This is a genomic window from Streptomyces sp. (assembly GCF_035644915.1).
In the GTDB taxonomy this organism is placed as follows: Bacteria; Actinomycetota; Actinomycetes; order Streptomycetales; family Streptomycetaceae; genus Streptomyces.
The window spans coordinates 1-5,589 of sequence record NZ_DASQNP010000180.1 but is presented as its reverse complement, the minus strand read 5'-3'; the positions used below and the strand labels follow the sequence as shown (position 1 = coordinate 5,589).

The 5,589-nt window shown below is 72.8% G+C and carries 5 protein-coding genes and 1 pseudogene; all 6 read left to right on the top strand.

What is annotated here, in order from left to right; translation table 11 throughout:
- Positions 1 to 594, top strand: a 594-nt coding sequence (locus tag VE546_RS19820; RefSeq protein ID WP_324924193.1) for an ATP-binding cassette domain-containing protein, incomplete at its 5' end; no start/stop codon positions are given.
- A complete protein-coding gene (locus tag VE546_RS19815) occupies positions 588 to 1,625 on the top strand; it encodes an ABC transporter permease (RefSeq protein ID WP_324924191.1) in 1,038 nt (345 codons plus the stop codon). The genes VE546_RS19820 and VE546_RS19815, both read left to right, overlap by 7 nt.
- A gap of 70 nt (positions 1,626 to 1,695) precedes the next feature.
- Positions 1,696 to 2,748, top strand: coding sequence for a substrate-binding domain-containing protein (locus VE546_RS19810; protein ID WP_324924189.1), 1,053 nt, complete (start codon positions 1,696 to 1,698; stop codon positions 2,746 to 2,748).
- Between the two features lie 73 nt (positions 2,749 to 2,821).
- The gene (locus tag VE546_RS19805; RefSeq protein ID WP_324924187.1) at positions 2,822 to 4,045 is read left to right on the top strand and encodes a Gfo/Idh/MocA family oxidoreductase; all 1,224 of its coding nucleotides are present in this window, start codon (positions 2,822 to 2,824) and stop codon (positions 4,043 to 4,045) included.
- Between the two features lie 22 nt (positions 4,046 to 4,067).
- Positions 4,068 to 5,069, top strand: a complete 1,002-nt coding sequence (locus tag VE546_RS19800; protein ID WP_324924185.1) for a sugar phosphate isomerase/epimerase family protein — start codon at positions 4,068 to 4,070, stop codon at positions 5,067 to 5,069.
- A gap of 250 nt (positions 5,070 to 5,319) precedes the next feature.
- Positions 5,320 to 5,589, top strand: a pseudogene (locus VE546_RS19795) (glycosyl hydrolase); the annotation flags it as partial.

The following is a 5,589-nucleotide window of genomic DNA, read 5'->3' as shown; positions in this document are numbered from 1 at the left end:
GCCCGCCGCCCCAGCGCCGGCCGGGTCCTGGTGGACGGCCGGCCCCTGCGCCCCGGCAGCGTCACCGCCGCCGTCCGGGCCGGGCTCGGCCTGGCGCCCGAGGAGCGCAAGGCCCAGGGCCTGCTGATGCTCGAATCCGTCACCCGCAACGTGACGCTGCCCTCGCTGCCCCGCTTCGCCCGCGGGGGCTGGCTCGACCGCACGCGCGAGCGGGCCGCCGCCCACGCGACCGTCCGCGAGCTGTCGCTGCGCCCGGACGACCCCGACCGCCCGGTGCGCACCCTCTCCGGCGGCAACCAGCAGAAGGCCGTCCTGGCGCGCTGGCTGCTGCGCGACTGCCGCGTCCTGCTGCTGGACGAGCCCACCCGCGGCGTCGACGTCGGCGCCCGCGCCGAACTGTACGCGGTGATCCGCCGGCTGGCCGACACGGGCCGGGCCGTCCTGCTGGTCTCCAGCGAGGTGCCCGAGGTCCTGGGCCTGGCCGACCGGGTGCTGGTGCTGCGCGAGGGCCGGGTCGTCCACACCGCTCCGGCCCGGGAGCTCGACGAACACCGGGTCCTCGATCTCGTCATGGAAGGGAGCACGCCGTGCTGAGCGCCACGCCCACCGGAGAACCCACCGGGGAGAAGACCGCTCCCTCCGCACCACCCGGCAGGAACGGGGCCAGGAGCAGGACCGGGACCGCCCGCGTGGACCTGCACCACCTGTCGCTGCTCGGCGTCCTGGCCGCGCTGGTGGTCGTCGGGGCCATCACCTCCCCCGAGCAGTTCCTGAGCACCGACAACCTCCAGCTCATCCTCACCCAGGCGTCCGTCATCGGCGTCGTCACCGTCGGCGTCACCTTCGTGATCATCGGGGGCGGCATCGACCTGTCCGTGGGCGCGATCGTCGCCCTGGCCTCGGTGTGGGCGACCACGGTCGCCACCCAGGACTTCGGCCTGGGCGGGATGCTGCTGTGCGCCCTGCTGGTGGGGCTCGGCTGCGGGCTGGTCAACGGCGTGCTCGTCGCCTACGGGCCGATGGTCCCCTTCATCGCCACCCTGGCGATGCTCGCCTCCGCCCGCGGCCTGGCCCTGCAGATCAGCGACGGCAAGACCCAGGTCGTCGAGGTCCAGGCCGTGCTCGACCTGGGCCTGCGCGACGCCTACGTGCTGGGCGTGCCGCCGCTGGTGCTGGTCTTCGCCGCCGTCACGGTCGCGGGCTGGCTGCTGCTGGGCCGCACCACCTTCGGCCGCCGCACCGTGGCCGTCGGCGGGAACGCCGAGGCGGCCCGGCTGGCGGGCATCGACGTCAAGCGCCAGCGGCTGCTGCTGTACCTGCTGTCCGGGCTGTGCTGCGGCATCGCCGCCTTCATGCTGATCGTCCTCACCGGCTCCGGCCAGAACACCAACGGAAACCTCTACGAACTCGACGCCATCGCCGCCGCGATCATCGGCGGCACCCTGCTCAGCGGCGGCCGCGGCACCATCACCGGCTCCGTCCTGGGCGTCCTGGTCTTCACCACCATCACCAACCTGTTCGCGCTCAACAACCTCCAGAGCGACGTCCAGCAGATCGCCAAGGGCGCGATCATCGTCGCCGCCGTCCTGGTCCAGCACCGCACCGCGCGCTCCGGGGCCTCCTAGCCGGCCCGGTACGCCCCCGCCCCGTCAGACACCCCGCACAGCCCGCACGCCCGAGTCGAAGGGTCCAGCCATGCCCACACCCTCCCTGCCCAGCCGCAGAGGTCTGCTGTTCGGCACCGCCGCCGTCTCCGCCGGTGCCCTCCTCACCACCGGCTGCACCAGCAACGAGAGCAACGACAGCAAGGACGCCGACGCCCGGCAGGCCGACGTCGCCCAGGACAAGCCGGGCAAGAAGGTCACCATCGGCTTCGCCGGGCCGCAGGCCGACCACGGCTGGCTCAACGCCATCAACGAGAACGCGACCAGCCGCGCCGAGAAGTACTCCGACGTCACCCTGGTGACCACCGAGGGGTCCAACGACACCGCCCAGCAGATCGGCCAGGTCGAGACCCTGATCAACAAGAAGGTGGACGTCCTGGTCATCCTCCCGGCCGACGGCAAGGCCCTCACCCAGGTGGGGCTCAAGGCCATGCGGGCGGGCATCCCCGTGGTCAACCTCGACCGGATCTTCGCCTCCCCGCAGGCGTACCGCTGCTGGATCGGCGGCGACAACTACGGCATGGGCCTCAACGCCGGGCGGTACATCGGCGAGCGGCTGAAGGACAAGAAGAACGCCAAGGTCGTCGAACTGGCGGGCATGGACAACCTGGAACTGACCCGGCAGCGCACCCAGGGCTTCGACGACGCGCTGAAGAACTACCCCAACATCAAGAAGGTGGCCCGCCAGGCGGCCGAGTTCACCGTCGAGTCCGGCCAGGCCAAGATGTCCCAACTGCTGCGTGCCGTACCCGAGTTCGACGCCCTGTGGAACCACGACGACGACCAGGGCGTCGGTGCCGAACGCGCCATCCAGCAGGCCGGGCGCGACGAGTTCTTCATGGTCGGCGGCGCCGGCTCCAAGCACGCCATGGACGCCATCAGGGCGGACAACACCGTGCTGAAGGCCACCGTGCTCTACCCGCCCACCATGGCCGCCTCCGCCATCGACCTCGCCCGCGCCCTCGGCCAGGGCAAGGGCGTCAACGGGTTGGCGGAGTTCGAGATCCCGGCCTCGCTCACCCTCTACTCCGCCGTCGTCACCAAGGACAACGTCGAGGAGTACCTGCCGACCGGCTTCGTGTAGACCTCAGGCGGCCCCCGCGGCGGGGCACTCCCCGCCGCGGATCCGACGGTGCGGACGACGATTTGGAGCTCCCATGCATTCTTCCGGCAACGAGAGCAAGCGGCCCACCCTCGGCGTGGGCATGGTGGGGTACGCCTTCATGGGCGCCGCCCACTCCCAGGGCTGGCGCACCGCGGGCCGGGTCTTCGACCTGCCGCTCGACCCGGTCATGGCCGCCGTCTGCGGCCGCGACCCGGACGCGGTGCGCGCCGCGGCGGACAGGCTCGGCTGGGCCGCCGCCGAGACCGACTGGCGCGCGCTGATCGCCCGCGACGACGTCCAGCTCGTCGACATCTGCACCCCCGGCAGCAGCCACGCCGACATCGCGATCGCCGCCCTGGAGGCGGGCAAGCACGTCCTGTGCGAGAAGCCGATGGCCAACAGCGTGGCGGAGGCCGAGAGCATGGCCGAGGCCGCCCGCGCCGCCCGGGCCCGCGGCCAGATCGCCATGGTCGGCTTCAACTACCGGCGCGTGCCCGCCCTGGCCTTCGCCCGCCGGCTGGTCGCCGAAGGCCGCCTGGGCACCCTGCGCCACGTCCGCGTCCAGTACCTGCAGGACTGGCTGGTGGACCCCGGCTTCCCGCTGACCTGGCGGCTGCGCCGGGAGCAGGCCGGCTCCGGCGCGCTGGGCGACATCGGCTCCCACGCCGTCGACATCGCCCAGCACCTGGCCGGCGAACCGCTGACCGGGGTCTCCGCCCTCACCGAGACCTTCGTACGGCACCGGCCCCTGCCCGAGGGGGCCGCCGCGGGCCTGTCGGGCACCGGCGGCGCCGGGCGCGGCGAGGTGACCGTGGACGACGCCGCGCTGTTCACCGGACGCCTGGCCTCCGGGGCGCTCGCCTCCTTCGAGGCCACCCGCTTCGCCACCGGCCGCAAGAACGCGCTGCGCGTCGAGCTCAACGGGGAGCGCGGCTCGCTCGCCTTCGACCTCGAACGCCTCAACGAGCTCTCCTTCCACGACCACGCCGAACGCGCCTCCTCCTCGGGCTTCCGGCGCATCCTCGTCACCGAGCCCGACCACCCCTACCTGGAGGGCTGGTGGCCGCCCGGCCACGGCCTGGGCTACGAGCACACCTTCGTCCACCAGGCAGCCGACCTGGTGCGCGCCATCGCCGCCGGGGAGCAGCCGGAGCCGTCCTTCGACGACGGGCTCCAGGTGCAGCGGGTCCTCGCGGCCGTCGAGGAGAGCGCCGAGAAGAACTCCGTCTACACGCCCGTACCGCCGGCGTCGCCGGTGGCCCCCGTACCCGCCTGACGTGCCCTTGCAAGGAGGCACCGTGCCCCGACCCTTCACCCTGTTCACCGGACAGTGGGCGGACCTGCCGCTGGAGGAGGTCTGCCGCCTGGCCCGCGACTTCGGCTACGACGGGCTCGAACTCGCCTGCTGGGGAGACCACTTCGAGGTGGACCGGGCCCTGAACGAGCCCGGCTACCTCGACGGGCGCCGCGCGCTGCTGGAGAAGTACGGCCTGAAGTGCTGGGCGGTCTCCAACCACCTGGTGGGCCAGGCGGTGTGCGACGCCATCATCGACGAGCGCCACCGGGCCATCCTGCCCGCCCGGATCTGGGGCGACGGCGAACCGGAGGGGGTGCGGCAGCGGGCCGCCGCCGAGATGGCCGACACCGCCCGCGCCGCCGCCGCGTTCGGGGTGCGCACCGTCATCGGCTTCACCGGCTCGGCCATCTGGCACCTGGTCGCGATGTTCCCGCCCGTGCCGGAGGCCATGATCGAGCGCGGCTACGCCGACTTCGCCGAGCGCTGGAACCCGGTCCTGGACGTCTTCGACGCCGAGGGCGTCCGCTTCGCCCACGAGGTCCACCCCGGGGAGATCGCCTACGACTACTGGACCACCCACCGGGCGCTGGAGGCCGTCGACCACCGCCCGGCCTTCGGGCTGAACTTCGACCCCAGCCACTTCGTCTGGCAGGACCTGGACCCGGTCGGCTTCCTGTACGACTTCCGGGACCGGATCTACCACGTCGACTGCAAGGAGGCCCGGCGCCGGCTGGACGGCCGCAACGGCCGCCTCGGCTCCCACCTGCCCTGGGGCGACCCCCGGCGCGGCTGGGACTTCGTCTCGGCCGGGCACGGCGACGTGGCCTGGGAGGACGTGTTCCGGATGCTGCGCTCGATCGGTTACGAGGGGCCGATCTCGGTGGAGTGGGAGGACGCCGGAATGGACCGCCTCCAGGGCGCGCCCGAGGCACTGGCCCGGCTGAAGGCGTACGACTACGAGCCCCCCAGCGCCTCCTTCGACGCCGCCTTCGGAAGCGACTGACGGCTCCGGCAGGGGCCGGTGACAGCCCGGCGGCGCGGCGCGCCGCCGGGCGGCTCGGCCCTGCCCTAGCCTTTGTCCAGAAAAAAGAAGAAGTTCACGTTCAGCGCTTCAAAGGGGTTACCGGATCGGGTGGAGCCCGTTACGGTCCTTTTGAGATGTACCGGTCATAGAACCGTGCCCCTCCCCCCGACCGGCCCCGGCGCGACGGCGCGCGCCTGTCACACACCGTCATCCCCCCGGAGGACACAACGTGCACAGGAAACGGCCCAGACTCCGCAAGGCCCTCGCGGCCCTCACGAGCACCCTCCTCGCCGGCGCGACCTTCGCGCTCACCGCCCCGCCCGCCGGTGCCGCCCCTGACCGGCTCGCCGCCACCGACGCCGCGGCCGAGGAGTTCCAGCAGGTCACCCTCGCCAAGGGCGTGGCGGAGACGGGCGAGCCGATGAACCTGGCGGTGCTGCCCGACCGATCGGTGCTGCACACCTCGCGCGACGGCACGCTCCGGATCACCGACGCGAAC

Bases quoted from the DNA above. Each gene is read 5' to 3' on its own strand.
- VE546_RS19810 (WP_324924189.1), top strand. From the start codon at position 1,696: ATGCCCACACCCTCCCTGCCCAGCCGCAGAGGTCTGCTGTTCGGCACC.
- VE546_RS19805 (WP_324924187.1), top strand. From the start codon at position 2,822: ATGCATTCTTCCGGCAACGAGAGCAAGCGGCCCACCCTCGGCGTGGGC.